Annotated in this window: 22 protein-coding genes; 7 read left to right on the forward strand and 15 right to left on the reverse strand. The window is 65.8% G+C overall.

Annotation, left to right across the window (positions count from 1 at the left end; genetic code table 11):
- The first annotated feature begins 5 nt into the window (after positions 1–5).
- The 4 genes from ACQR0Z_RS28135 to ACQR0Z_RS28150 all read left to right on the forward strand — a co-directional run bounded on the left by ACQR0Z_RS28135 (position 6) and on the right by ACQR0Z_RS28150 (position 5,916).
- Positions 6–1,796, forward strand: coding sequence for a glucan ABC transporter ATP-binding protein/ permease (locus ACQR0Z_RS28135; RefSeq protein ID WP_434920778.1), 1,791 nt, complete (start codon positions 6–8; stop codon positions 1,794–1,796).
- A gap of 174 nt (positions 1,797–1,970) precedes the next feature.
- Entirely contained in the window at positions 1,971–3,398 is a 1,428-nt protein-coding gene (locus ACQR0Z_RS28140; RefSeq protein ID WP_434920779.1) for a D-alanyl-D-alanine carboxypeptidase family protein, read from the forward strand.
- Between the two features lie 198 nt (positions 3,399–3,596).
- Positions 3,597–5,288 carry a long-chain fatty acid--CoA ligase gene (locus ACQR0Z_RS28145; RefSeq protein ID WP_434859762.1) on the forward strand — a complete coding sequence of 564 codons (1,692 nt, stop codon included), beginning with the start codon at positions 3,597–3,599 and terminating at the stop codon, positions 5,286–5,288.
- A 142-nt stretch (positions 5,289–5,430) separates the two neighbouring features.
- Entirely contained in the window at positions 5,431–5,916 is a 486-nt protein-coding gene (locus ACQR0Z_RS28150; RefSeq protein WP_434920780.1) for a peroxiredoxin, read from the forward strand.
- Positions 5,917–6,103: 187 nt separating this feature from the next.
- On the opposite strand, the gene rnhA is transcribed toward ACQR0Z_RS28150, so the two are convergent.
- From rnhA to ispH, 3 genes are all read right to left on the reverse strand, one after another.
- Positions 6,104–6,568, reverse strand: a complete 465-nt coding sequence (gene rnhA / locus ACQR0Z_RS28155; RefSeq protein WP_434859760.1) for a ribonuclease HI — start codon at positions 6,566–6,568, stop codon at positions 6,104–6,106.
- The gene (locus ACQR0Z_RS28160) at positions 6,565–7,536 is read right to left on the reverse strand and encodes a homoserine kinase (protein ID WP_434920781.1); all 972 of its coding nucleotides are present in this window, start codon (positions 7,534–7,536) and stop codon (positions 6,565–6,567) included. Before ACQR0Z_RS28160 ends, rnhA begins: the two co-directional genes overlap by 4 nt.
- A gap of 146 nt (positions 7,537–7,682) precedes the next feature.
- Complete coding sequence (ispH, locus tag ACQR0Z_RS28165) at positions 7,683–8,651, reverse strand: 4-hydroxy-3-methylbut-2-enyl diphosphate reductase (RefSeq protein WP_035641886.1); 969 nt, start codon at positions 8,649–8,651, stop codon at positions 7,683–7,685.
- Between the two features lie 284 nt (positions 8,652–8,935).
- Between ispH and ACQR0Z_RS28170 the strand changes: the two genes are divergently transcribed.
- Positions 8,936–9,634, forward strand: coding sequence for a DUF1013 domain-containing protein (locus tag ACQR0Z_RS28170; RefSeq protein ID WP_434859758.1), 699 nt, complete (start codon positions 8,936–8,938; stop codon positions 9,632–9,634).
- A 283-nt stretch (positions 9,635–9,917) separates the two neighbouring features.
- On the opposite strand, the gene ACQR0Z_RS28175 is transcribed toward ACQR0Z_RS28170, so the two are convergent.
- The 5 genes from ACQR0Z_RS28175 to ACQR0Z_RS28195 all read right to left on the reverse strand — a co-directional run bounded on the left by ACQR0Z_RS28175 (position 9,918) and on the right by ACQR0Z_RS28195 (position 15,664).
- Positions 9,918–10,652 (reverse strand): OmpW/AlkL family protein, encoded by a 735-nt coding sequence (locus ACQR0Z_RS28175; RefSeq protein WP_434859757.1) that lies wholly within the window; start codon positions 10,650–10,652, stop codon positions 9,918–9,920.
- A gap of 183 nt (positions 10,653–10,835) precedes the next feature.
- Positions 10,836–11,108: a hypothetical protein gene (locus ACQR0Z_RS28180; RefSeq protein WP_434859756.1), complete on the reverse strand. Its 273-nt coding sequence runs from the start codon at positions 11,106–11,108 to the stop codon at positions 10,836–10,838.
- Between the two features lie 275 nt (positions 11,109–11,383).
- Positions 11,384–13,288 (reverse strand): propionyl-CoA synthetase, encoded by a 1,905-nt coding sequence (locus ACQR0Z_RS28185; protein ID WP_434920782.1) that lies wholly within the window; start codon positions 13,286–13,288, stop codon positions 11,384–11,386.
- A 122-nt stretch (positions 13,289–13,410) separates the two neighbouring features.
- Entirely contained in the window at positions 13,411–14,793 is a 1,383-nt protein-coding gene (locus ACQR0Z_RS28190) for a tetratricopeptide repeat protein (RefSeq protein WP_434879436.1), read from the reverse strand.
- A 103-nt stretch (positions 14,794–14,896) separates the two neighbouring features.
- Positions 14,897–15,664, reverse strand: a complete 768-nt coding sequence (locus tag ACQR0Z_RS28195; RefSeq protein WP_434920783.1) for a tetratricopeptide repeat protein — start codon at positions 15,662–15,664, stop codon at positions 14,897–14,899.
- Positions 15,665–15,950: 286 nt separating this feature from the next.
- On the opposite strand from ACQR0Z_RS28195, the gene ACQR0Z_RS28200 reads away from it, so the two are divergent.
- Positions 15,951–16,721: a hypothetical protein gene (locus tag ACQR0Z_RS28200; protein WP_434920784.1), complete on the forward strand. Its 771-nt coding sequence runs from the start codon at positions 15,951–15,953 to the stop codon at positions 16,719–16,721.
- 118 nt (positions 16,722–16,839) lie between these two features.
- Here the strand turns inward: ACQR0Z_RS28200 and ACQR0Z_RS28205 are convergent, their stop codons facing one another.
- The 5 genes from ACQR0Z_RS28205 to ACQR0Z_RS28225 form a co-directional block, all read right to left on the reverse strand.
- On the reverse strand, positions 16,840–17,640 hold the full coding sequence (locus ACQR0Z_RS28205) for an SDR family NAD(P)-dependent oxidoreductase (protein ID WP_434920785.1): 801 nt from the start codon (positions 17,638–17,640) through the stop codon (positions 16,840–16,842).
- Positions 17,641–17,659: 19 nt separating this feature from the next.
- The gene (locus ACQR0Z_RS28210; protein ID WP_434920786.1) at positions 17,660–18,031 is read right to left on the reverse strand and encodes a DUF1850 domain-containing protein; all 372 of its coding nucleotides are present in this window, start codon (positions 18,029–18,031) and stop codon (positions 17,660–17,662) included.
- On the reverse strand, positions 18,028–20,121 hold the full coding sequence (locus ACQR0Z_RS28215) for a TRAP transporter permease (RefSeq protein ID WP_434920830.1): 2,094 nt from the start codon (positions 20,119–20,121) through the stop codon (positions 18,028–18,030). The genes ACQR0Z_RS28210 and ACQR0Z_RS28215 overlap by 4 nt, the downstream gene beginning before the upstream one ends.
- Positions 20,122–20,275: 154 nt before the next feature.
- Entirely contained in the window at positions 20,276–21,238 is a 963-nt protein-coding gene (locus ACQR0Z_RS28220) for a TAXI family TRAP transporter solute-binding subunit (RefSeq protein ID WP_434859749.1), read from the reverse strand.
- Between the two features lie 200 nt (positions 21,239–21,438).
- The gene (locus ACQR0Z_RS28225; protein ID WP_434920787.1) at positions 21,439–21,918 is read right to left on the reverse strand and encodes a hypothetical protein; all 480 of its coding nucleotides are present in this window, start codon (positions 21,916–21,918) and stop codon (positions 21,439–21,441) included.
- Between the two features lie 217 nt (positions 21,919–22,135).
- Here ACQR0Z_RS28225 and ACQR0Z_RS28230 point away from each other — a divergent pair, with 217 nt between their 5' ends.
- Positions 22,136–22,399, forward strand: a complete 264-nt coding sequence (locus ACQR0Z_RS28230; RefSeq protein ID WP_434920831.1) for a hypothetical protein — start codon at positions 22,136–22,138, stop codon at positions 22,397–22,399.
- A gap of 252 nt (positions 22,400–22,651) precedes the next feature.
- On the opposite strand, the gene ACQR0Z_RS28235 is transcribed toward ACQR0Z_RS28230, so the two are convergent.
- Positions 22,652–23,821: a hypothetical protein gene (locus ACQR0Z_RS28235; RefSeq protein WP_434920832.1), complete on the reverse strand. Its 1,170-nt coding sequence runs from the start codon at positions 23,819–23,821 to the stop codon at positions 22,652–22,654.
- A 25-nt stretch (positions 23,822–23,846) separates the two neighbouring features.
- Positions 23,847–24,476 carry an NUDIX hydrolase gene (locus ACQR0Z_RS28240; protein WP_434879442.1) on the reverse strand — a complete coding sequence of 210 codons (630 nt, stop codon included), beginning with the start codon at positions 24,474–24,476 and terminating at the stop codon, positions 23,847–23,849.
- Positions 24,477–24,485: the final 9 nt, after the last annotated feature.

Consider the following 24,485-nt stretch of genomic DNA (forward strand, 5'->3'; position numbering starts at 1 on the left):
CTGCCATGTCCCTGCTCCGCATCTATCTCCGCGTGCTCCAATTGCTCGGAAAGGAGGCGCGGCTGGGCTGGATCGTCGCCGTGGCCAACCTGGCGCTGGCGGTGGCGCAGTTCGCCGAGCCGGTGCTGTTCGGGCGCATCGTTGATTCATTGTCCGGAAACGCCTCGACCGCCACGGCCTGGCCGCTGCTCGCGGCCTGGGCGGCGTTTGGCCTGTTCACGATCCTCGCCAGCGCATGGGTCGCCCTGCAGGCCGACCGCCTCGCGCATCGCCAGCGCCACGCGGTGCTGACCAGCTATTTCGAGCACATCCTGCAGCTGCCGCTGACGTTCCACTCCGGCACGCATTCGGGACGGCTGATGAAGGTGATGATCAACGGCACCGACGCGCTGTGGAAGCTGTGGCTGTCGTTCTTCCGCGAGCACTTCGCCGCGATCATGTCGGTGCTCGTGCTGCTGCCGCTGTCGCTGTATCTCAACTGGCGGCTCGCGATCCTGCTGTTCGTGCTCTGCGTGGTGTTCACGGTGCTGACCACGCTCGTGGTGCGCAAGACCTACGGCATGCAGAGCGAGGTCGAGGAGCACTACAGCGATCTCTCGGCGCGGGCCTCCGACGCGCTCGGCAATGTCGCGCTGGTGCAGAGCTTCGTGCGCATCGATGCCGAGGTGCAGGGCCTGCGCAGCGTGGCGGGCCAGTTGCTCTCGGTGCAGATGCCCGTGCTCGGCTGGTGGGCGCTGGTGACGGTGATCACGCGCGCCTCCACCACGATCACCGTGCTCGCGATCTTCACACTCGGCATCGCCCTGCACCAGGCCGGGCTCACCTCGGTCGGCGAGATCGTGATGTTCGTGTCGTTCGCGACCATGCTGATCCAGAAGCTCGAGCAGGTCGTGTCCTTCATCAACAACGTTTTCATGGAGGCGCCGCGGCTCGCCGAATTCTTCACCGTGCTCGACGCCGTGCCCGCGGTGCGCGACCGCCCGGATGCGATCGAGGTCAGCCGGCTGTCCGGCCTCGTCGAATTCAACGACGTGTCGTTCTCCTATGACGGCAAGCGGCCGGCGGTGGAGGATCTCAGCTTCACCGCGCTGCCCGGCCAGACCATCGCGCTGGTCGGCCCCACCGGCGCCGGCAAGTCGACCGCGATCGCGCTGCTGCATCGCGCCTTCGATCCGCAATCCGGCTTCATCAAGATCGACGGCATGGACGTGCGCGGATTGAAGCTCGCATCGCTCAGACGGAACATCGGCGTCGTGTTCCAGGAGGCGCTGCTGTTCAACCGCTCGATCCGCGAGAACCTGCTGGTCGGCAAGCCCGATGCGACCGACGAGGAGCTGCGCACAGCCGCAGCCCGCGCCCAGGCGCTGGAGTTCATCGACCGCGCCGAGCAGGGCTTCGACACCAATGCCGGCGAGCGCGGCCGCATGCTGTCCGGCGGCGAGCGCCAGCGGCTGTCGATCGCCCGCGCGCTGCTGAAGGACCCGCCGATCCTGATTCTCGACGAGGCGACCTCGGCGCTCGACGCGGTCACCGAGGCCAAGCTCAATGCGGCGCTCGACGAGGTGATGAAGGGACGCACGACCTTTGTGATCGCGCATCGGCTCTCCACCATCCGCAACGCCACCAGGATCCTGGTGTTTGCGAACGGACGCGTGATCGAAAGCGGAACGTTCGATGAACTCGTGGCCAAGGGCGGTCATTTCTCGGAACTGGCAAAGGCCCAGTTCATGGTGCAGGAGAATGCGCGTGCGTCGCTCACCGCGCCGGAGGGCGACGGCAACACCGTCAAGGCCTGATCGCGGGACGCTTTCATCGTGGAATTGAATGGCTGGCCCCTGTTAACCAGGATCGAGCCGGTATAGGTTCGCGACCTGCCGCAACCGACGCGGCGCCGGACACGCTTGAAACCCGAAAGCCCTCTTGCCCACCTCGCCATGCGAGGCGGGTTCTCAAAGGACCGGACCAGACCAGTGCAGACGCTTCGCCTGTTGTCCCGCTATTCCCCGCTGAAAGTTCTCGCTCTCGCTGCCGCTCTCGTGCTCGCGCCGCGCCTGGCCCAGGCCGAAGCGCTGCTGCTCGTCGAAGCCGATACCGGCAAGGTGCTGGAGGCACAGAACGCGACCTATCCGTGGTACCCCGCCTCCGTCACCAAGCTGATGACGGCCTACGTGACGCTCAAGGCGGTGAAGGAAGGCAAGATCTCGCTCGACACCCTGTTCACGGTGTCGCCGACCGCGGCGTCGCAGTCGCCGTCGAAGATGGGTTACCGGCCGGGCACGCAGCTGACCGTCGACAACGCGCTGAAGATGATGCTGGTGAAGTCCGCCAACGACATGGCGGTGGTGCTGGCGGAAGGTGTCGGAGGCTCGATCGACGGCTTCTCGGCGATAATGAACGACACCGCGCGCAAGCTCGGCATGACGCAGACGAGCTACGTCAATCCGAACGGCCTGCCCGCCGATGGACAGATCACATCGGCACGCGACCTCGCGATCCTGGCGCGGGCGATCATCCGCGACCTGCCGGAATACGAATATTTCGTGCACATCCCCTCGATCCGCTACGGCCGCCGCGTGGTGCAGAACTTCAACCGGCTGATCGGCCGCTATCCCGGCGCCGACGGCTTCAAGACCGGCTTCATCTGCGCCTCCGGCTACAATCTCGTGGCCTCGGCGACGCGCAACGGCAAGCGCCTGATCGCGGTCGTGCTCGGCGCCTCCTCGGGCCAAATGCGGGCGGTGCGCGCGATCCAGATGCTCGACCGCGGCTTCAACGGCAACCAGCTGAGCTGGCTGAAATCGCCGCTCGGCAATGTCGAGCAGCTCGCCCCCGTCGACGCGACGCCGCCGAACCTGCGCGACGACATGTGCAACGGCAGGCGCCACCGGCCGGCCAGCGACGATGACGGCGAGGAGACGATTGCCGGCGCCGAGGGCGAATCGACCGGAGGCACCCTGCTCGCCGGCCTGCAGGCGCCGACGATGAAGCCGTCCGAGCTGCTGGCCGCAGCCCCCGCCCCCTCCGAGCCCGTGCTGGTCTATACCGGTCCCACCCGCACCGGCGCGGCCCTGATCGCGGCGGTCGCGGCCGATGCCGATGCGCAGACCCCGGCCAAGCGCCGCGGCAAGAAGGCGCATGCCACCGCCGCCGGCAAAGAGGCGAAGCCAGCCACCCGCACCGCCGCCAAGTCCGAGGCGGATGCAAAGCCCGCGGCCAAGCCAGGCTCCAAGCCCTCGGAGGCGAAAACGTCCGACGCCAAGCCGGCCGCCGCCCGGCACGCCGCCAAGCACGAATCCAGCCCAAAATCAGCGGCTTCCGACACGGCCGCCAAGCCGGCCAAGCCTAAGGCGGCCGCCAAGCCGAAAACCGACGGCAAGCCCGCGCCGAAGGACGGCTGATCCCGCGTCGCACACCCGCGCTGGCAGCCGGCCACGGCGCCGGCACGGCGTTCTCCCCGTCCCTCTTTCGTCTACGCCCCGACCGCTTGCCTTGCCCGGCCGGAGGTGAGATTTTGGCCGCCGAATGCCGCCCCCCGGGACGACCGGCGCGCCGGCACATCAAGCGACCATAAAAGACGATCAGGAGAGGGAAGGTTCATGGAGCGCATCTGGCTCAAGCACTATCCGGCCGGCGTTCCCGCCGATATCGAGCCCAGCAAGTACCAATCGCTGGTCGAGCTGCTGGAAGAGAGCTTCAAGAAGTTTGCCGACCGCCGCGCCTTCATCTGCATGGACAAGGCGATCAGCTATCGCGAGCTCGACGAGATGTCGGTCGCGATGGGCGCCTATCTGCAGGGCCTGGGTCTGGCGAAAGGCGCGCGCGTCGCACTGATGATGCCGAACGTGCTGCAATATCCGGTCGCGATCTCGGCGGTGCTGCGCGCTGGCTACGCGGTGGTGAACGTCAATCCGCTGTACACGCCGCGCGAGCTCGAGCACCAGCTCAAGGATTCCGGCGCCGAGGCGATCATCGTGCTGGAGAATTTTGCCCACACCGTGCAGCAGGTGGTCGGCCACACCCAGGTCAAGCACATCGTCATCGCCAGCATGGGCGACCTGCTCGGCTTCAAGGGGGTGATCGTCAACCTCGTCGTCCGCCGTTTGAAGAAGATGGTGCCGGCGTTCTCGCTGCCGGGCGCGGTGCCGTTCAACGACGCGCTCGCCGCCGGCCGCGGCAAGCGCTTCCAGAAGCCCGTGATCGGGCCGGATGACGTCGCCTTCCTGCAGTATACCGGCGGCACCACCGGCGTCTCGAAGGGCGCCACGCTGCTCCACCGCAACGTCGTCGCTAACGTGCTGCAGAACGATGCTTGGCTGCAGCCGGTGATGGACAAGCCGCCGCATGTCGATCAGCTCCTGATCGTCTGCGCACTGCCGCTCTACCACATCTTCGCGCTGACCTGCTGCTTCCTGCTCGCGGTGCGCGCCGGCGGCGCCAACCTGCTGATCCCCAATCCGCGCGACATCGCGGGCTTCATCAAGGAACTGATGAAGTACCAGGTCAACACGTTCCCGGCCGTCAACACGCTGTACAACGGCCTGCTGCATCATCCCGATTTCAAGAAGATCGACTTCTCAAAGCTGAAGGTTTCCAACGGCGGCGGCATGGCCGTGCAGAAGCCGGTGGCCGACCAGTGGAAGCAGGTGACCGGCTGCAGCATCGCCGAGGGCTATGGCCTGTCGGAGACCGCGCCGGTGCTGACCTGCAACGTGCCGACCTCGACCGATTTCACCGGCACGATCGGCCTGCCCCTGCCGTCGACCTGGCTCTCGATCCGCGATGACGACGGCAACGAGGTGCCGCTCGGCCAGCCCGGCGAGATCTGCGCCAAGGGCCCGCAGGTCATGGCCGGCTATTGGAACAGGCCGGACGAGACCGCGAAAGTCATGACCTCGGACGGCTTCTTCCGCACCGGCGACATCGGTGTGATGGCCGCGGACGGCTCGATCAAGATCGTAGACCGGAAGAAGGACATGATCCTGGTGTCCGGCTTCAACGTCTATCCCAACGAGGTCGAGGAGGTCATCGCCGCCCATCCGGGCGTGCTGGAGACCGCCGTCATCGGGCTTCCGGACGAGAAAACCGGCGAGGTCGTCAAGGCCTTCGTGGTGAAGAAGGACCCGAACCTCACCCCCGAGGATATCGTCAAGCACTGCCACGAGCAGCTGACGAACTACAAGGTGCCGAAGCAGATCGAGTTCAGGACCGAGCTGCCGAAGACCAATGTCGGCAAGATCCTGCGCCGCGAGCTGCGTGACGAAAAGAAGAAGCCGGCGGCCGCCGCCTGATCCGTTGGCAGCGCAGCACCGTTGTGCGATGACGGAGTCGTGAACGCGGCGGGCCGTTGCCGTTTGCAGCCCGCCGAATAGTGTAGCGCGCACCGCGCAAGACACGTTCGCGAGAGCGATATCCAGGGGAAGGAGTTTCGATATGACGATCCAGGTTGGCGACAAGCTGCCGGCGGCCCAATTCCGCGTGATGACCGAGGAAGGCCCGCAGGTGAAGACCACCGACGACATCTTCAAGGGCAAGAAGGTCGCGCTGTTCGCCGTGCCCGGCGCCTACACCGGCACCTGCCACAAGATGCATCTGCCGAGCATCTTCCTCAACGCCTATGCGATGAAGGACAAGGGCGTCGACACCATCGCGATCGTCTCCGTCAACGACGCCTTCGTGATGAACGCCTGGAAGCGCGATACCGACCAGCGCGACGAGGCCGTGTTCCTGGCGGACGGCAGCGCCGAGTTCACCAAGGCGATCGGCATGGAGCTCGACGCCACCGCCCACGGCCTCGGCCTCCGCTCCAAGCGCTACTCGATGCTGGTCGAGGACGGCAAGGTCACCAAGCTGAACCTCGAAGCCGCCCCCGGCAAGGTCGAGGTCTCCGGCGGCGACACGCTGCTCGGGCAGCTGTAAGTCGTTCGACCTGTCGAGACTTGAGGCACACCGCCTCCCCACAAATAGTGTCATTCCCCGCGCAAGCGGGGAATCCAGTACGCCGCGGCCTCTCGGCAGAACACGACCGCCGGCGGGTACTGGATCGCCCGGTCAAGCCGGGCGATGACAGGTGAAGGTGAGGCAAGGACCCCGGCTAACTAACTCGTCAGCCCCGCACGTTCTTCTGCATCCGCGCCATCGCCACGCCGTCGCGCGCCAACTGATCCGCGCGCTCGTTCTCGGGGTGGCCGGCGTGGCCCTTGACCCAGTGCCAGTTGACCTTGTGCGGCTTCAGCGCAGCATCCAGGCGCTGCCACAGCTCGGCGTTCTTGACCGGCTTCTTGTCCGCCGTCTTCCAGCCGTTGCGCTTCCAGCCATGGATCCAGCCGGTGATGCCCTGACGGACATATTGGCTGTCGGTGTAGAGCTCGACCTGGCACGACTTCTTCAGCGCTTCCAGCGCCGAGATCGCGGCCATCAGCTCCATGCGGTTGTTGGTGGTGTGCGGCTCGCCGCCCTTCAGCTCTTTTTCCTTGTCGCCGAAGCGCAGGATCGCGCCCCAGCCGCCAGGGCCCGGATTCCCGGAGCAGGCGCCATCAGTGAAGATGCTGACGACCGGAGGCTCGCTCATGCCGCAGCTCCAAGGCCGTAGTCGCGCGCGCTGGTCACCGCCTGATGGAAGCGCAGCTTGCGGACATATTCGAGCGGGTCCTTCGGCTTCACCAGCGCGCCCGCTGGCACGTTGAGCCAGTCGACCAGCCGCGTCAGCAGGAAGCGGATCGCCGCGCCGCGCGCCAGCAGCGGCAACGCTTCCAGTTCGTCTTTCGACAGCGGCCGCTCGCGGCCATAGGCATGGAAGAACGCGCGCGCTTTGGTGACGTTGAGCGAATGATCGGCTTCGAAGCACCAGGCATTGAGGCAGATCGCGACGTCATAGGCGAGGATGTCGTTGCAGGAGAACGGGAAGTCGATCAGCCCGGACAGCTTGTCACCGAGGAAGAACACGTTGTCCGGAAACAGGTCGGCGTGGATGACGCCTTCGGGCAGATGGGTCGGCCACGCGCGTGCGAGGTGATCGAGCTCGGTCGACAACAGCGCCGACAAGCCGGCCTGCACTGTGTCGGCGCGATCGGCGGCCTGGGCGAACAATGATTGCCAGCCGGACACCGACAGCGGATTCTTGCGCACCAGCGGGAAGTCGCGGCCGGCGAGATGCATCCGCGCCAGCGCCTCGCCGACCCCCGCGCAATGCACGACGGCCGGCTTGCGCGGCCACATTCCTTCCAGGAAGTTGATGATCGCGGCCGGCCGGCCGGACAGGCTCGAATAGACCGCACCGTCGCGGTTGCGCGCCGGCTGCGGACAGCTGACGCCGCGCGCGGCGAGATGCGCCATCAGACCCAGGAAATACGGCAGGTCATCCGCCGCCACGCGCTTCTCATAGAGCGTGAGGATGTAGGAGCCCTTGGTGGTGTGCAGCAGGAAGTTGGAGTTCTCGACGCCTTCGGCGATGCCCTTGTAGGAGAGCAGCTCGCCGATATCGTAGGACTTGAGGAAGTCCGCAAGCTCGTCGGCGGCGACGTCGGTATAGACCGCCATGCGATGTCCTGGTTATCGAAGTTCGCCTGCCCCCGCCTCTCAGGTGCGAACTTCGTCACCGGACAGGCCCGTTGCGCCCTTCATCGCGCATGCAGGCGCAGCGTTCAAGGCCGATGGGCGGCCAAGGGCGAAAAGAAGCGGCCGGCCTACTCGGCGGCCGCTTCCGGCCGCAGCGAGCGCGGCAGCGGGAAGAATTCGTTCTCCTCGGCCGCCGAGACGGTCTCGACATGGAGCACATAGCGCTCGGCGAACGCGCCCATGATCTCCTCGACGATCACCTCGGGGGCCGAGGCGCCGGCGGTGATGCCGAGGCTCTTGATGCCCTCGAAGCGCTTCCAGTCGATGTCCGAGGCGCGCTGCGCAAGCACCGCGATCGGGCAACCCTCGCGCTCGGCGACCTCGCGCAGGCGCTGCGAATTCGACGAGTTCGGCGCGCCGACCACGATCAGGGCGTCGACCACCGGCGCCACCTTCTTGACCGCCAGCTGACGGTTGGTGGTGGCGTAGCAGATGTCTTCCTTGTGCGGGCCCGAGATGTTCGGGAAGCGGCCCTTCAGCACGGCAACGATATCGGCGGTGTCGTCGATCGACAGCGTGGTCTGGGTCACAAAGGCGAGATTGTTCGGGTCCTTCGGCGTGAAGGTCGCCGCGTCCTCAGCGGTCTCGATCAGGGTCACGGCGCCCGGCGGGAGCTGGCCGACGGTGCCGACCACTTCCGGATGGTGGGAATGACCGATCAGCAGGATCTCGCGGCCGCGCTTGAAGTGGATGGCCGCCTCACGGTGGACCTTGGTGACCAACGGACAGGTCGCGTCCAGCGAGAAGAAATTGCGCGCCTGGGCCTCGGCGGGAACCGATTTCGGCACGCCATGTGCCGAGAACACCACCGGTGCGTTGGTACTGTCAGGAATCTCGGCCAGTTCCTCGACGAAGATCGCGCCCTTGGTCTTCAGGCTGTCGACGACGTATTTATTGTGCACGATCTCGTGGCGGACATAGACCGGGGCGCCATAGATGGCGAGCGCCCGCTCCACGGTGTCGATGGCGCGGACCACGCCGGCGCAGAAGCCGCGCGGCGAACAAAGCACGATTTTGAGGTCTGGTTTGGCTGCCATCGGGTGATCTGACATGGGCTGATCTATTGGCCTGATCTGTGCGGGCTGGTTGCGGCGACCGGAGCACCCCGGGCCGGCAAGCGGGGGCGGTCGAGACGGCACGGCTTCGAGCTAGATTGCGTTTGGGTACGACTTGGGACTGCTTTCGAGCCCTGTCAAGGCCGTTTTCGTCAGGCCATTGCGCCCCGCCCCCGGGACGGCTTATATAGGGCGAATTCCCCGTCATCGCCGATGACCGCAGGTTTCGCCCCCCGGGCCGGGGCGGAGCACAAAGGAGATTTGCCATGAGCAACGCCCCGCTGATGCCGAAGGCAACTGCCGTGTGGCTGGTCGACAATACCGCGCTGACCTTCGACCAGGTCGCCGATTTTACCAAGATGCACCCGCTCGAGGTGCGCGCGATCGCCGACGGCGATGCGGCCCAGGGCATCAAGGGCATGGACCCGATCTCGACCGGGCAGTTGACCCGCGAGGAGATCGAAAAGGCCGAGCGTGACCCGAATTACCGGCTCAGGCTGCAGGAGAGCAAGGTCGTGCTGCCGCCGCAGCCGAAGCGCAAGGGCCCGCGCTACACCCCGGTGTCGCGCCGCCACGAGCGCCCGAGCGCCATCCTCTGGCTGGTGCGCAACCATCCGGAGCTGAAGGACGCGCAGATCATGCGCCTCGTCGGCACCACCAAGACCACCATCGCCAGCGTCCGCGACCGCACCCATTGGAACGCCCAGACGCTCACGCCGATGGATCCGGTGACGCTCGGCCTGTGCTCGCAGATCGAGCTCGATTTCGAGGTGCAGCGCGCCGCCAAGGAGAAGCCGCTCGACGCCAATTACAGCGGCGCCACCCTGCTGCCGGCCTCGGAGACCACCCGCAAGGACGAGTACGAGCCGGCCGGCCGCGACGAGGACGACCTCAACGTCGACGCCGTGTTCGCCAAGCTCAAGACCCTCGGCGGCAAGAAGCAAGAGGAAGAAGAGGAAGAGTAGGACGCTGCGGGCGTCTTACCTTCTCGCGTTGCCGCGCGAGTGCCTGCTCCATCATCGGTGTCGTCCCGGCGAACGCCGGGACCCATAGCCACCGGCTCGCGTGACGGCGCGAGATGGTCGTGACTCAGCGCCTGATTCCTCACCCCCGCTGCGGCGTATGGGTCCCGGCTCAAGGCCGGGACGACTCCAGTTTGACAGGCCCGCGGCTCGCGACTCACGCATAGTCCCAAAAAAATGGCGCCGGTAACCCGGCGCCATGGCAGTCTTGGGAGGAACGCGACGATCAGAACTTGTAGGTGACGCCGGCGCCGACCAGCCAGGGGTCGATGTTGGCGCGGCCCGTGATCGGGATCGCACCATTGACGGTCGCCGAGTAGTTCGGCTGCAGCCAGAGCTTCTTGACGTCGACGTTCAGGCCCCAATGCTTGTCGAGCATGTAGTCGAAGCCGAACTGAACCGCCGCGCCCCACTGGTTGGAGATGTGCAGGTTGGTGACGGCGAGACCGTTCACGACCTGATTGGCGGCGCTCTGATTGAAGAACACCGTGTAGTTCACGCCGGCGCCGATATAGGGCTTGAAGGCGCCGAAATCGGTGAAGTGATATTGCAGCGTGAGCGTCGGCGGCAGCAGCCAGGCCTTGCCGATGTTGAGGCCATCCAGCGTGCCGGTGCCGCTGATCGAATGCCGCGTCACGCCGAGGATCAGCTCGGCCGCGATGTTCTTGGTGAAGAAGTAGCTGATGTCGAGCTCGGGCACGACCTGGTTGGAAATCTTCAGGCCGGAATTCGGCGACGACAGCGCCGGCACGCCGGCGACGTTCACGCTGGAGCTGCCGCCATCCGGCAGCACGCCGAGCGCGCGGACGCGCAGCATCCAGGGATTCCAGGCCTCGACCACCGGCGCCTTGGTATAGACCGGCGCCGCCGCAGGCAGATCGGCTGCTTGCGCGGAGCCCATCGCTCCGCAGACCGCCGCCAGCACCAGCAGCGACGACGAGATTTGGAATGTTCTGTTCATCGAGGTCCCCATAGCCACACTTGAGCTACATTTGCGCGAGCAAAACCGCGCCTTGCAGTCACACGTGTGGCAGGGACGACACCGTGTTGAATTTGATCTCGATCAAACGGCCCGCCAGCGACGCCAATGTGGTCGCGAGTGTTGCGCTGCGGTCACGCGCGATGAGACGTACTTGCAATCGCGTCAGGGCCGGTCGGGATGGTTCATCATGTATTCGCCGAGATCGCGCTGCCGCCGATCGGCCCGCGCCTCGGCGCGCTGCCGCTGCACGTCGCGATCCTTGCGGCAGGCGACGTATTCCGCGGACCCCTGCGCGACCTTGCCGCCGGCCTGGCACACCGCGTCGTCGTCGTCATTGCCGAGCGCGACCGCAGGACCCTGATTGCGAGAGGCACAAGCCGTCAGCGAAAGAGCGGCCATCAGCACCAAGGCCAGGCGGGCGGAGGTCTGTCGCATCGGGCGGTCCATTCTCGTCAATCGGCGGTTTGAAGCCGTTGCTTGACGGCAATGGACGCCGGGGTCAAGCCCGGTGCGGCAATCGCCTCTCGTGTCACGAAGACGTCTTCCACCCCTCACCCTGAGGAGCACGCCGAAGGCGGGCGTCTCGAAGGGCGAGGCCCCAGCGCGGGCCTCATGGTTCGAGACGCGTCGCAAGGGCGACGCTCCTCACCATGAGGGTTGGCGTAGACACCGGTGCTGCACATTAAGCAGCGTATTCACGCAGGTAACCACTACACCCGGCTCTTCAGCGCCTCGCCGATTTCCTCGAGCACCTTGGGGTCCTCGATCGTGGCCGGCATGCTCCATTGCTCGCCGTCGGCGATCTTCTTGATGGTGCCGCGCAGGATCTTGCCGGAGCGCGTCTTCGGCAGCCGGCCGACGGTGATGGCGAGCTTGAAGGCGGCGACCGGGCCGAGCTTGTCGCGCACCAGCGCCACGATCTCCTTTTCGATCTGAGAAGGACTGCGCGACACGCCGGCCTTGAGCACGATGAAGCCGCAGGGCACCTCGCCCTTGATCGCATCCTTGATGCCGAGCACAGCACACTCCGCCACGTCCGGATGCGACGCCAGGATCTCCTCCATGCCGCCGGTCGACAGCCGGTGGCCGGCGACATTGATGATATCGTCAGTGCGGCCCATGACGAAGACGTAGCCGTCCTCGTCCTTGAAGCCGGCGTCGGAGGTCTTGTAGTAGCCCGGGAATTCGCTGAGGTAGGATTCCTTGAAGCGGTCCTCCTGCTGCCACAAGGTCGGCAGACAGCCCGGCGGCATTGGCAGCTTGATCACGATGGAGCCCATGGTGTTGGCGGGCACGGGCTTGGCCGCCTCGTCGACGATGTCGACCTGATAGCCAGGCATCGGCACGGTCGGCGAGCCGTGCTTGACCGGCAACAGGCCGAGCCCAACCGGATTGCCGGCGATGCACCAGCCGGTCTCGGTCTGCCACCAATGATCGATCACCGGCACCTTGAGCTGCTGCTCGGCCCATTCCACCGTCGGCGGATCGGCGCGCTCGCCGGCGAGGAATAGCGTGCGGAACTGCGACAGATCATATTTGCGCAGCAAGGTGCCGTCCGGATCTTCCTTGCGGATGGCGCGGAACGCCGTCGGCGCGGTGAACAGCGCGACCGCCTTGTGGTCGGCGATGACGCGCCAGAACGCGCCGGCATCGGGCGTGCCGACCGGCTTGCCCTCATACATCACCGACGTCGCACCATGGATCAGCGGCCCGTAGATGATGTAGCTGTGGCCGACGACCCAGCCAATGTCCGAGCCGCACCACCACACCTCGCCCGGCTTGATGCCGTAGAGATTCTCCATCGACCATTTCAGCGCGACCAGATGGCCGCCATTGTCGCGCACCACGCCCTTCGGCTTGCCGGTGGTGCCGGACGTGTAGAGGACGTAGAGCGGATCGGTCGCGAGCACGGGCACGCAAGGCGCGAGCTTGCCGTTGGCCAGCGCCGATTTGCGCAGCGCCGCCCAATCGTAGTCGCGACCGGGCTTCAGCTCGCAGACATGCTCGGGCCGCTGCAGGATGATGCAGGCCTTGGGCCGGTTGTCGGCCAGCTCGATCGCCTGGTCGAGCAGCGGCTTGTACTGCACGATGCGGCCGGGCTCGATGCCGCAGCTCGCCGACAGCACCAGCTTCGGCGTCGCGTCGTCGATGCGGGTCGCGAGCTCCTTGGCCGCGAAGCCGCCGAACACCACCGAATGCACCGCGCCTATGCGCGCACAGGCGAGCATCGCGACCATGGCCTCCGGGACCATCGGCATGTACAGGATGACGCGGTCGCCCTTGCGCACGCCGAAATCCTGCATGATCGCGGCGAGCGTCTGCACCTCCTTCAGCATCTCGGCATAGGTCAGCCGGGTGACCGAGTTGGTGAGCGGCGAGTCGTGGATCAGCGCCAGCTGGTTGCCGCGCCCGGCGGCGACGTGGCGGTCGAGCGCGTTGTAGCAGGTGTTGACGACGGCGCCGGCGAACCAGCGGCCATAGGCCCCCATCGTGGGATCGAACACCTTCTTGGCCGGCTCGATCCAGTCGATCGCGCGGGCGGCCTCGGCCCAGAACCCTTCGGGGTCCTGCACCGACCGGGCATGGACCTCGTGATAGCGGCTGGCAGCGCTCATGACGTTTCCCCAAGATCTGTGTTTATTCCCGACTATTGTCCGGGACAAAGCGACAGTTCAAGCCGTCATGAATTGATCTGGATCAGGCGAGGCCTTGCGGCCCCGCCATTTTCCCGGATGGATCAATCGGCGGCGTCCCGAAGCGTGTCGAGGCGGCGCTGCAGGGCTAGACGAAGGTCGTAGCCGGGCTTGCCGAACCGGGCGTTGCGCTCGGTCAGGAAGTCGCGCTGTGTGCTGCGCAGCTCGGCGGCGGCGCGGCCGCGGGACGATTTCAGGAGCTTGGCATAGCTCTGCGAAATGCCGAGGTCGAGCACCGACAATTGCGGGTCGGCGCAAATGACCTTCTCGACCTCGCGCTTGGCGGTGGCGCAATCGAACGACGGCCCGCTGCGCTCCGACGGCGCGTTCAGCGGACGCGGCGCCTCGGCACCGAACTTCTTGATCTCGGCGAGCATCGCGCGACGGCCTTCCGCCGCGTTCTCGTTACCCGGATTCAGGCGCAGCGCGGCTTCATAGTCGGCAAGGGCTTTGGCGCGTTCCCCCATCTTCTTGAACAGAACGGCGCGGTTGTTGTAGGTGGACGCGAAATCCGGATCGAGGCGCAACGCGGCATCGTAGTCGCTGAGGGCCGAGCCGAGCTCGTTCTTGTACTGATAGGCGTCGCCGCGGTTGGTCAGGAAATTCGCCTTCGGCTGCATCTTGATCGCCTGGTCGTAGTCGGCGATGGCTTTGTCGTAGTCCTTCATCGCGGCATAGGTGAGGCCGCGATTGTCGTAATATTCCGGCACCTTCGGATCGCGCCGGATCGCCTCGCTGTCATCGGCAAGCGCCTTGTCCATCTGGCCGAGCTTCTTGTAGGCCGCGCCGCGATTGGTGAAGGTGCGGGGACGGTCGGGGTCGAGCCGGATGGCCTCGTCATAGTCGCGCACCGCCTTCTCGTTGTCGCCGCGCAGATAGAACGCGACGCCGCGGTCGGCATAGGCCTGCGCGAAATCCGGCTTCAGCCGGATGGCCTGGTCGAAATCGGCCAAGGCGCGGTCGAGCCGGCGCTGCGTGACATAGACGACGCCACGCTCCTCATAGGCTTCGGCGTCGTTCGGATCGAGCGAGATCGCCATGCTGAGATCGGCCGCCGCCTTGTTGGCGTCGCCGCCGGCCACCCGCAGGTAATCGCCGCGCAGCCGGTATGCGCGGGCGTTCTTGCCGTCGAGGGCGATGGCGCGGTCGAAATCCTTGAGCGCCTGGGTCATTCCACCGGGCGTCCGCGCGCGGATGTCGGCGCGGACGACGAGCGCCATGGACTGGTCCTTCGGCGAGCTCGAGGCCTGCTCGATCACGGCGGTGCAGGCGGTGATCAGCTCCGCCGGCGGCGCCTTGCTGCCCCATGTGCAGTCCGTGTCCGCGGCAAAGGCCGGGAGGGCTCCGAGACCGAGAACGAAACCGGCCGCGAGGCGGAGCGTGCGGTAAGAGGATCGGGATGAAAGCGAATGACGGACGGTGTGCATAGCTGTGGTCTCGGCTCTGAATCCGACGGGTGCAACTGGGAGATGCTGGTCTCCCCCGTTGTCGTCCGCGCCCGGAACCGGGTTCAAGCCGCCTGGCCGATGGTTAATAGCCGTCGACGCCGTTCAACCGCCGCAGGCGATCCTGCATCGCCTTCTTGAGATCGTAGCCAGGCCGGCCATACGAGGCGTTTCGCTTCGAAACGAAGGCCTCCTGCTCGCGCTGCAGGGCCCGCGCCGCCGCCGCCCCCTGGGCCTCGCGCATCACCCGCGCATGCGAGCCGTCGATCTCGCGATCGAGATTGGCGAGTTCGGGATCGGCGCAGATCGCCTTCTCGACCGCGCGCCGCACGCTGGCACAGTTGAAGCTCGGACGCCCGGCTACCGCCATCTGCGCGCCGAGACGCTCGAGCTCGACGGCGAGGTCATGATAGTTGCTGCGCGCGCTGACGTGATCCGGGTTGAGCCGTAGCGCCGCGGCGAAATCGGCCAGGGCCTTCGGGCGGTCGCCCTTCTTCCGATACAGCTCGCCACGCGCGTTGAAGATGTTGGCCAGCGTCGGATCGAGCTGCAGGGCGACGCCATAGTCGGCGATCGCGCGATCGGCCTCACCCCGGATGATGTAGATCGAGGCGCGCGCGATCAGCGCATTGATGCGATCGCTCTTGGGAACCTTGGCATTGTCGATCAGCGCCCCGCATTCGGTCAGGACCTTGTCGCCGTCACGCGCTTCGGACGCCGCGATGCAAGCGGCGGCGTCGACCAAGGGCTCCTTGCCCGGTTCGGCCGCGCCCACGGCGTGCGCCGCCGTCGCGAACAACAATCCGGAGGTGATGAGCGCGACCAGCCGCGCATTCCCGCGGCGAACGTTCATGGCCTGCGTTAAAGCGGATATCAGCAAGCGGCTGGTTCTCTCAAGGCGTGGACAAGCCGGACAACGGCGGCAAAGCAGTGCTTTCCGTCAACTATACAGCCGCGGCGCGGCCGCGGAAGTCCTTCCGCGCCGACATGCTGCGGCCGCCCGTGCCGAATCGTCCCCGCAGGCAACTGACATGCGCGTGATCATCTGACGCGTCTGGCTCGCGAACTCGTGGATGCAGCGAGGCCTTGGCGATAGCACGGGAATTGAACCTCAGGCAGTCGCGGCAGACACAACCTCCATGACGATCCTGACAGAGCATTCGCGCGCACGCGGCGTCATTGCGTCCCCGGCGCGCTATTTTTATTTCAACATGGCCCTGGCCTGCATGGCCACCGCCTTCCTCGGCTTTGCGCCGACCTACTGGATGCCGCTGGCGCGCGGCTCATTCTCCGGCGCGCCCGTGGTTCATTTCCACGGCTTCCTGTTCTTCACCTGGACGCTGTACTTCACCCTCCAGACGTGGCTTGCCGCGTCAGGCCGGACCGCCTGGCACCGCTCGCTCGGCATCTTCGGCGTCTCGCTCGCCACCGCGATGACGATCTTCGGGTTCCTGGTGGCGGTTGAAGCGATGAAACGCTCCGCCGCGATCGGCCAGCCCAATGAAGGCATCGCGTTCGCGATCGTGCCGCTCAGCGGCATCGCCTTCTTCGCCGTCGTGTTTGTCCTCGCCGTCATGTACGCGCGGCGGCCGGAGACGCACAAGCGGCTGATGCTGCTCGCCGGCATCTCGCTGCTCGACGCCGCCGTGGCGCGCTGGTTTCTTACTTTCCTCGCACCGCCCGGCCCGCTCGGCCCGCCGCCGGTGTTCGTCACCATCCCGCCGGCCTTCGTCGCCTATCTGCTGCTCGTCGTCGCCATCATCTACGACCGCCGCACGTTCGGGCGGGTCCATCCGGTCTATGTCTATGGCGGCCTTGCGCTGATCGCGGTGAAGCTCCTGAACTGGCCGATCAGCATCACGCCGGCGTGGCATGCGATCGGCGGCAGCATCCTGGCGATGGCGCAGTAGCCACTGCTCTTCAGTCACCCACCGCCGTCATTGCGAGGCGCCGAAGGCGACGAAGCAATCCAGGGGCTCAGCGGATGCCCTGGATTGCTTCGCTTCGCTCGCAATGACGGCAAGAATGTCAACTCCGGCAGGTCAGCCCGCCGTCGACCACTAGCGTGATGCCGGTGACGTATTTCGACTCGTCCGACGCGAGGAACAGCGCCGCGTTGGCGACGTCGAATGCGTCGCCCATGTGCCCCATCGGCACCTGCGCATCGCGCTTCTTCCACATCTCCTCGACATCGCCCTTGGCGTAGCTCGCAGCCAGGCCTGCGGAATGCTCAACCATCGGCGTCTTCATCAGCCCGGGCAGGATCGCGTTAACGCGGACATGCTTGGGCGCGAACTCGACCGCTGTCGTGCGCGTCATCTGGTTCATGGCCGCCTTGCTGGCGCCGTAGCTGACATAGGAGATGCCGACCTGCCGGATCGAGGCGACCGACGAGATGTTGATGATCGAGCCGCCGCCCTGCCCGATCATGACGGGAATGACGTGCTTCATCGCGAGATAGGCGCTCTTGAGGTTGACCGCGAACACGCGGTCCCATTCGGCTTCCTCGACATCGACGACGCTGCCCATCTCGGCGATGCCGACATTGTTGTCGAGCACGTCGATGCGGCCATAGGCAGCCAAGCAGGCCTTGACCATCGCCTCGACCTCGGCCGCCTTCGACACGTCGGCGGTGTAGGCCTCGGCCTGCCCGCCTTCGCCTGAAATGATCGCGGCCGTCTCGGCCGCCGCTTCCCTGTTGCGGTCGACGCAGAACACCTTCGCGCCCTGCCGCGCGAAGGTCACTGCGGTCGCCTTGCCGTTGCCCCAGCCCGGCCCGATCGAGCCGGCGCCCACCACCAGCGCCACCTTGCCCTCGAGACGTCTCATCGCGCTCTCCCGTTGTTTGTTATTCGTTGCAGGCGCTCATCGTAATCGTGGCGCCGATATCATGGCCGACAATCTCCGAGATCGTCCGGCATTGTCCGTCGTGACAGATCCGCCATTCGCCGGCGGCGCCGGAATTGGCGAGCACGATGCGCGACAGCGGCTCGCGATCGACGGACCATTGGTACCAGCCATCGACCAGCCGCGCCTCCGGCGGCGGCTCCATGCCGGCACCGGAGCCCTTCACACGGGCCTGCACCAGTTGCAGGCCATCGGCCGTGACGCGCCAATCCTCCTGCCAGGCGGTCTTCTCGACCGAATGCGTCCAGGCCAAAGTGAAGCCGGCCAGCGCCAGCGCTTTCACCACACCCGACGTCGCCAGACAGAGGCTCAAGCGGACGCCGCCACAGGCGAAGGCGGTCGCTGCCGCCATTGCCAGCCGACGATCACCACCGCCAGCGCGAAGCCCAGCACGTCGCTATAGGGGAATTCGCCGAGCAGGCAGACCGACGCGACGAACGCCAGCAGCCGCTCGATCACCGTCATGCGCGTATAGAGGAAGCCGATCGCGACCATGCCGAACAGGCCGATCGCGACGAGAGCCTTGACGAAGGCATACGCCACCGCCCCGTAGAAGCCGATCTGCGCCTCCATCGGATCGCCCGCCTGCAGCATCAGCGCCGGCGAATAGACGAACAAGAAGGGAATGACATAGCCGGCGAGCGCGATACGCATTGCCTCCCAGCCGATCTTGTCGGGGTTCTCCTTGGCGATCGGTGCGGCAGCGAGCGCGGCGAGAGCCACCGGCGGCGAGAGGTCGGCCATGATGCCGTAGTAAAACGCGAACATGTGGCTCGCGATCAGGGGCACGCCGAGCTTGGCGAGCGCGGGCGCGGCGAGCGCGGCCGTGATGATGTAGGTCGGGATGGTTGGAATGCCCGTGCCGAGCAGGATCGACAGCAGCATGGTCATGATCAGCGCCGCGAACAGGCTGGTCTTGCCGAGGCCGATCACCCAGCTGCCGAAGATCGAGCCGACGCCGGTCTGCGTCATCATGCCGATGATGACGCCGACGATGGCGCAGGCCATGCCGACGGTGAGCGCCGACTTGGCGCTTTCGGCCAGCGAGTCGCGGCAGGCGTGCAGCGTCGCCATGCCGCCCCGGACGAAGCCGGTGATGATGACCAACGCGACCACGACGGAAGCGACGGGAACGATCTGCAGCCCGTTGCGCGATAACGCGCCGACCACGAGCGCGAGCCCGATCCAGAACACGTAGCGCAGCACCTGGTTGGAAAAGCCCATCGTGATCGAGGTGCCCAGGATCAGCGCCACGGTGAGCGCCAGTCCCATCGAGCCGGCATAGAGCGGCGTGAAGCCCTCGAACAGCATGTAGACGAGAGCCGCGAGCGGCAGCACGAGGTACCAGCGCGCGACCAGCGCCTTCCAGGCGCTCGGGATCTCCGACGGCTTCATGCCGGTGAGGCCGTGCTTGCCGGCTTCCAGGTGCACCATCCAGAAGGCGGAGGCGAAGTAGAGAATGGCGGGGATGACGGCGGCCTTGACGATCACCGAGTAGTCCACGCCGAGCGTCTCGGCCATGATGAAGGCGACCGCGCCCATCACCGGCGGCATGATCTGCCCGCCCATCGAGGCCGTGGCCTCGACACCAGCGGCGAAGGCGCGGCGGTAGCCGAACCGGATCATCAAGGGAATCGTGAACTGGCCGACGGTGACGACATTGGCGACGCCAGAGCCGGAGATCGTGCCCATCATGCCCGAGGCGAACACCGCGACCTTGGCCGGGCCGCCGCGGGTGCGCCCGAACAGGCCGAGCGAGACGTCAGTGAAGAGCTGGATCATGCCGGCATGTTCGAGGAACGAGCCGAACAGGATAAACAGGAAGATGTAGGTCGCGGAGACATAGATCGGCACGCCGTAGAAGCCCTCGGTGCCGAACGACAGATGCGTGATCACCTGGTCGAAATCATAGCCGCGATGGTTGAGAGGCGCCGGCAGATACTGGCCGAAGAACCAGTACAGCAGGCAGGCGCCGCACATCAGCGGCAGCGCCAGGCCCATCAGGCGGCGCGTGCCTTCGAAGATCAGGACGGCGAGCAAGGTTCCGACGACGAGGTCGGTGCGGGTGGGATCGCCGTCACGGGCGATCAGGTCGGCATAGAAGATCCACTGATACAGGCCGCACAGGAAGCCGATCGCCCCGATGGTCCAGCCGGCGATGCGGCCGGCATCCGTCTTGGCGGTGAAATTGCCGATCAGGCCGAAGGTGAGCAGCAGCAGGAAGCCGACATGGACGCCGCGCACGACCTGGCTCGGCAGATAGTTGAAGGCGGCGACGTAGAGCTGGAACAGCGCGAAAGCGAGACCGATGCCATAGGCGAGATAGGCCCAGCGGCCGGGGCCAAAACCTTCGGGAAAGCCGTGCTCGAAATTGTCGAACTCGACCTTGACCGGCGTCTCCATGTTCACGGCTTCGATCGTCATGATGCCCCCAGCACGCCCTTGCCAGATGCTGCCGTCCAGCGGCAGCCACCTGAAACGATAAGACTGCGCGGGAGCAGGTCCCGCGCAGTCGGATGCGAACGGTCCTGCGATGCAGGCCGGAGAAACAGCGCCCTTACTTCAGGACGCCTTTTTCCTTGTAGTAGCGGATCGCGCCCGGATGCAGCGGCACCGGGCTGTCCTGCGCCGCGGTTTCCAGCTTGATCTCCTTGCCGGCGGCGTGCGCGTTGACCAGCTCGGGCAGCGACTCGAAGATCAGCTTCGTCATCTGGTAGGCGAGATCGTCGGAGACCGCGGAGCTGGTGACGAGATAATTGATGACGGCCGCGGTCGGCACGTCCTTGTCCTGGCCGGTATAGGTGTTGGCCGGGATGGTCGCTGCCACGAACGGCGATCCGATCTTGTCGACGACCTCCTTCGGCACCGAGACCACGGTGATCGGCGACGAGGTCGACAGGTCCTTCAGCGAGGCGACGCCGAGGCCAGCCGATTGCAGGGTCGCGCCGAGCTGGCGGTTCTTCATCAGATCGACCGATTCGGCGAACGGCAGATACTCCACCTTGCCGAGATCCTTGTAGCTCATGCCGGCGGCGGCGAGGATCGCGCGCGAGTTCAGCTCGGTGCCGGATTTCGGCGCGCCGACCGACAGGCTCTTGCCCTTCAGGTCCGCCAAGGTCTTGATGCCGGACTCGGCGGTGGCGACGATCTGGATGTAGTTCGGATAGATCGCGCCGAGCGTGCGCAGCTTGTCCAGCTTGCTCTTGAAGCCGGCCTCCTCCTCGCCGTTCCAGGCCGCTTTCAGGGAGTCGCCGAGCGCGAAGGCGAGCTCGCCGCGGCCCTGCTGCAGCAGGATCAGGTTCTCGACCGAGGCCTTGGTGGCCTGTACCTGGGTCTTCACGTTCGGGATCTTGTCGCCGTAGATCTTCCCGATCGCGACGCCGAGCGGATAATACACGCCGGAGGTGCCGCCGGTCAGCACGTTGATGAAGCTCTGCGCCTGCGCCGCGGGCGCGGCCAGCAGGCAGGCCGCGGCCATGATCAAAGCGGTTGCAGTGCCTGAGAATTTCAAGAAGCGCATGGGTCCTCCCGTTGATTTTGCCGGCAAATTGGACGGATGCGGGCGCGGGGTCAACCCATCCGAAAGACGGCCACGCCGCGACGCGGATCCAGCCAGGAACCGGCAGAGGACGGTTTCAACCCTGCATTGACGAGCTCTCAGGCTTCATCGACAGATGCGCTCGACCTCGGGCCGGGAGCGCACCACTCCAGCCGGACGTCTCATTGGAAGTTCATGTCGAGGCATTTGGAAATGTCTGAGCCCAGCCCGGACGAGATCGTGATGCAGCCTCGCAGCTTTTGCTGGGTCGTGTCCGCGACCCAGAGCGAATAGCCGCCATTGCCGAAGAAGGAGTTGGTATTGGCCGGCTCGGTCTCGGTCGCATCGAACTCGTACTTCGAGTCGGTCTCGAAGACCCGCGGCTTCTTGGCGCAGCCGCCGTCGACCTGGACGTTGATGACCTCCTTGTTGTCGCGCGTCAGCGACAAGGTCATCTGGCAGCGGAAATACTCCGAGGTCTTCACGTTGAACAGATAGGTATAAGAGCGGCAGACGCGGGTATCGAGCTTGCCGGCGGCGCGGCCGCTGCTGCAGGCGATCCGCTGGCCGTTCCAGAGCTTGAATTCGTCGGCATGCGCGGCGGACATCAAGGTCGTCAGCGAAAACGCCGCACCGATCCCGATTTTCGTGACGAGCTTCATTCGAATCATCCCCAACCCGATTTTCTTGCTTCATGTTTCTAGACCATGGCTGCAGGATAGTCGCGGAATCGATGACGGAAAATCCCGAACCGGTTGCGGCCAAGCGGTAATCCAGCTCGTGCGCGGGATGCTGCGTTGTTCGTGATTTGTTCGAAGAAGCCTGACCTGGAGAGGAATGATGACGACGACGTTGACCCGGGCATTCGTTCTCGCCGGAATGCTGTTGATGCTTTCGGGTGCGGCCCAGGCGGCTCCGCCGGAGCCATGGGAGCTGAGAACCGACATGGCCTACGCCTACGGTAAGGACGGCAAGACGCTGGCCTACAAGATGGGCACCAGGAATGCCGACATGCTGCTCAAGGGCGCCAAGAAGGTGCCGAAGGGAACGCTGTTCTTCGTCGGCCAGAACGGCCAGCTCTACATGCGGACCGCGCCCTATCTCGAAGGCGACGGCAGCTTCTCGTTCGGCGCGGACGAGTAGTTCGCCTGTGACATAGGGCCCAATCGCGCCTCATCAACGGTGTCGTCCCGGCCTCCGAGCCGGGACCCATAACCACCGTCCTCCGTTGGTGAGCACGCTGGAGCCACGCTCCCCGCAAGTCACAACGTCCTGTGGTTATGGGTCGCGGGTCGGCGCCTTGTCGTCGCGTTGCGACGCCAAGGCTTGCCCGGGACGACGGCGGTGGATGTGGTGCGAGCGCGCTTCGCTCGCTCCTGCGATGGCAGACACTTCTCAGAACGCCGCCGCCAGTTCCTTCGCGCCAGGAAGGTTGCTCAGCGAGTCCATCCGCGAATCGGTGACCGCGAGCAGCTTCGCCACCGTGTTGTGACGAACCGCAACCGGGTTGCGCTCGTAGCCGCCGCGCTGGAAGAAGTTCGCGGTCGGAACCTGGTCGCGCATCTCCTGCGGCATCGTCACCATGTCGAAGCCGGTGCCGTCGCCGGTGAGGTTCATCATCTCGAGCTCGGCGGCCGACAGCGGCCGCGTGTAGCCCTTGGCGCGCGCGAACAGCACCGAGGTCAGCAGCTTGTGGGTCTGCAGCATCGGCCCGACATCCATGTCGAGCACCATCGCATGCATGGCCCACCCTTGCGGGGTGTTGCCCATCTTCTCATGGGCCGACCACTCGTCCGGCACCGAGCGTGCGATGGCGACCATCTTCTTCAGGACCGAGAGCTTGTGCTCCATCGCGCCCCGCGCGGGACCCGAGGTCTGCGCCACGCGCTCGCCGAGCAGGCGGATGAACAGCGGCCCCTGCTCCGCCAGCAGTTCGACTGTGTTGGCCGTCAGCAATTGATTGTAGCCGATCGCGGTCGAGATCGCGCGGTTGCCCTTGAAACCGGATTGCGAGTCGTGGCGGCCATTGCCGCCGGTCTCGAAGGAATAGACGCGCACCGCCTGCTCACGGGTCAGCCCCGACGCCGCGGCGAAGCGGGCATAGGCACGCTTGAAGTCGATGTCATTGGTTGGCCGCTGCGGCGACCATTGGAAATGTTCCTGCGCCGCCTTCAGGAGATCGGCGACGACCGGAATGTACTTCCGCTCGCGCGGCTCGCCCTCGGGCTCCGGCTCGGGGTTCACCGGCCGCTTCGGTCCGGTATAGACCGGCGGCTGCTCCAGCACATAGTCGTCGAGCCCGATCGGCTGGCGGTCGCGACGCTTGGCGTTGCGAATGCGGCGCTTGTCCGAAATCGCCTTCCAATAGGCGCCCGCCTCCTGGTCGAACTCCGCGCGCGCCTGCTGGTATTCGGCGAGCTTGCGCTGGTACTCGGCAATTGCGGCCGGGGAGGCCATCTGGGCCAGCGCATCGCGCGGGGCGGGTTCCCGGGCGAGCAGCGGCGACGCGCCCGCGACAGCGCAGGCGAGAATCAGGGCAAGCTTGCGAATCGGCTGATGCAGCATGCCGCCCTTGTAGCCGAAACGGCGGTTACTTCCAGGCAAACACCGGCTGTTCCAGGTCGTGGACACGGGTGTCGCGGCCGGCCAGCACCTCGCGGAACTGATAGATCAAAGCGGCGGTGGGCGCGTGGATCAGGCCTTCGCGGGCGTGAAAGCGGATCACGCGCCGCGTGCTTTCGGGTATCGCGGTGAAATCGAACGCGTCATCCGCGGTGACCGCATCGAGCCCGATTCGATGCACCGAGGCGACCTCGTCGGGATTTGGCCGCAGCGTGCGGCCATTGGTCGCCCAGACGATGACGGGGGTAATCAGATAGCCCGACCGGGTCGGGTAGTCGTCGAGCAGGCCGAGCACGGCGTCCGGCATCAATGTCAGCCCGAGTTCTTCGTCCAGCTCGCGCAGAGCGCCCTCGATTGGCGTCTCGCCGGCATCGCAGCGCCCGCCCGGCAGAGCCCATTGGCCGCCATGGCTGCGCAGTCCGGATGCCCGCAGGGTGAGCAGCAGCGTGGTGGTGCCGGTGACATCATGCGGGGCCAGTGCGATGGCGACGGCCGCGCGCTTGAGCGGCGGCGTTTCCGGCATCGTGTCCAGGCGCACGAAGCCCGCGCAGCAGGTCTCGATTTTCCGTCGTGTGGCATCGTCGAACGGCATGGCCATGCAAGCTTG

Source organism: Bradyrhizobium sp. HKCCYLS3077 (genome assembly GCF_051167555.1).
In the GTDB taxonomy this organism is placed as follows: Bacteria; Pseudomonadota; Alphaproteobacteria; order Rhizobiales; family Xanthobacteraceae; genus Bradyrhizobium.

What these genes read in the sequence shown, in the direction of transcription:
- ACQR0Z_RS28135 (WP_434920778.1), top strand. Translation starts at nt 6, where the DNA reads ATGTCCCTGCTCCGCATCTATCTCCGCGTGCTCCAATTGCTCGGAAAG.
- ACQR0Z_RS28145 (WP_434859762.1), top strand. Translation starts at nt 3,597, where the DNA reads ATGGAGCGCATCTGGCTCAAGCACTATCCGGCCGGCGTTCCCGCCGAT.
- ACQR0Z_RS28150 (WP_434920780.1), top strand. Translation starts at nt 5,431, where the DNA reads ATGACGATCCAGGTTGGCGACAAGCTGCCGGCGGCCCAATTCCGCGTG.
- rnhA (WP_434859760.1), bottom strand. Translation starts at nt 6,568, where the DNA reads ATGAGCGAGCCTCCGGTCGTCAGCATCTTCACTGATGGCGCCTGCTCC.
- ACQR0Z_RS28160 (WP_434920781.1), bottom strand. Translation starts at nt 7,536, where the DNA reads ATGGCGGTCTATACCGACGTCGCCGCCGACGAGCTTGCGGACTTCCTC.
- ispH (WP_035641886.1), bottom strand. Translation starts at nt 8,651, where the DNA reads ATGGCAGCCAAACCAGACCTCAAAATCGTGCTTTGTTCGCCGCGCGGC.
- ACQR0Z_RS28170 (WP_434859758.1), top strand. Translation starts at nt 8,936, where the DNA reads ATGAGCAACGCCCCGCTGATGCCGAAGGCAACTGCCGTGTGGCTGGTC.
- ACQR0Z_RS28175 (WP_434859757.1), bottom strand. Translation starts at nt 10,652, where the DNA reads ATGAACAGAACATTCCAAATCTCGTCGTCGCTGCTGGTGCTGGCGGCG.
- ACQR0Z_RS28180 (WP_434859756.1), bottom strand. Translation starts at nt 11,108, where the DNA reads ATGCGACAGACCTCCGCCCGCCTGGCCTTGGTGCTGATGGCCGCTCTT.
- ACQR0Z_RS28185 (WP_434920782.1), bottom strand. Translation starts at nt 13,288, where the DNA reads ATGAGCGCTGCCAGCCGCTATCACGAGGTCCATGCCCGGTCGGTGCAG.
- ACQR0Z_RS28190 (WP_434879436.1), bottom strand. Translation starts at nt 14,793, where the DNA reads ATGCACACCGTCCGTCATTCGCTTTCATCCCGATCCTCTTACCGCACG.
- ACQR0Z_RS28195 (WP_434920783.1), bottom strand. Translation starts at nt 15,664, where the DNA reads ATGAACGTTCGCCGCGGGAATGCGCGGCTGGTCGCGCTCATCACCTCC.
- ACQR0Z_RS28200 (WP_434920784.1), top strand. Translation starts at nt 15,951, where the DNA reads ATGACGATCCTGACAGAGCATTCGCGCGCACGCGGCGTCATTGCGTCC.
- ACQR0Z_RS28205 (WP_434920785.1), bottom strand. Translation starts at nt 17,640, where the DNA reads ATGAGACGTCTCGAGGGCAAGGTGGCGCTGGTGGTGGGCGCCGGCTCG.
- ACQR0Z_RS28215 (WP_434920830.1), bottom strand. Translation starts at nt 20,121, where the DNA reads ATGGAGACGCCGGTCAAGGTCGAGTTCGACAATTTCGAGCACGGCTTT.
- ACQR0Z_RS28220 (WP_434859749.1), bottom strand. Translation starts at nt 21,238, where the DNA reads ATGCGCTTCTTGAAATTCTCAGGCACTGCAACCGCTTTGATCATGGCC.
- ACQR0Z_RS28225 (WP_434920787.1), bottom strand. Translation starts at nt 21,918, where the DNA reads ATGAAGCTCGTCACGAAAATCGGGATCGGTGCGGCGTTTTCGCTGACG.
- ACQR0Z_RS28230 (WP_434920831.1), top strand. Translation starts at nt 22,136, where the DNA reads ATGCTGTTGATGCTTTCGGGTGCGGCCCAGGCGGCTCCGCCGGAGCCA.
- ACQR0Z_RS28235 (WP_434920832.1), bottom strand. Translation starts at nt 23,821, where the DNA reads ATGCTGCATCAGCCGATTCGCAAGCTTGCCCTGATTCTCGCCTGCGCT.
- ACQR0Z_RS28240 (WP_434879442.1), bottom strand. Translation starts at nt 24,476, where the DNA reads ATGGCCATGCCGTTCGACGATGCCACACGACGGAAAATCGAGACCTGC.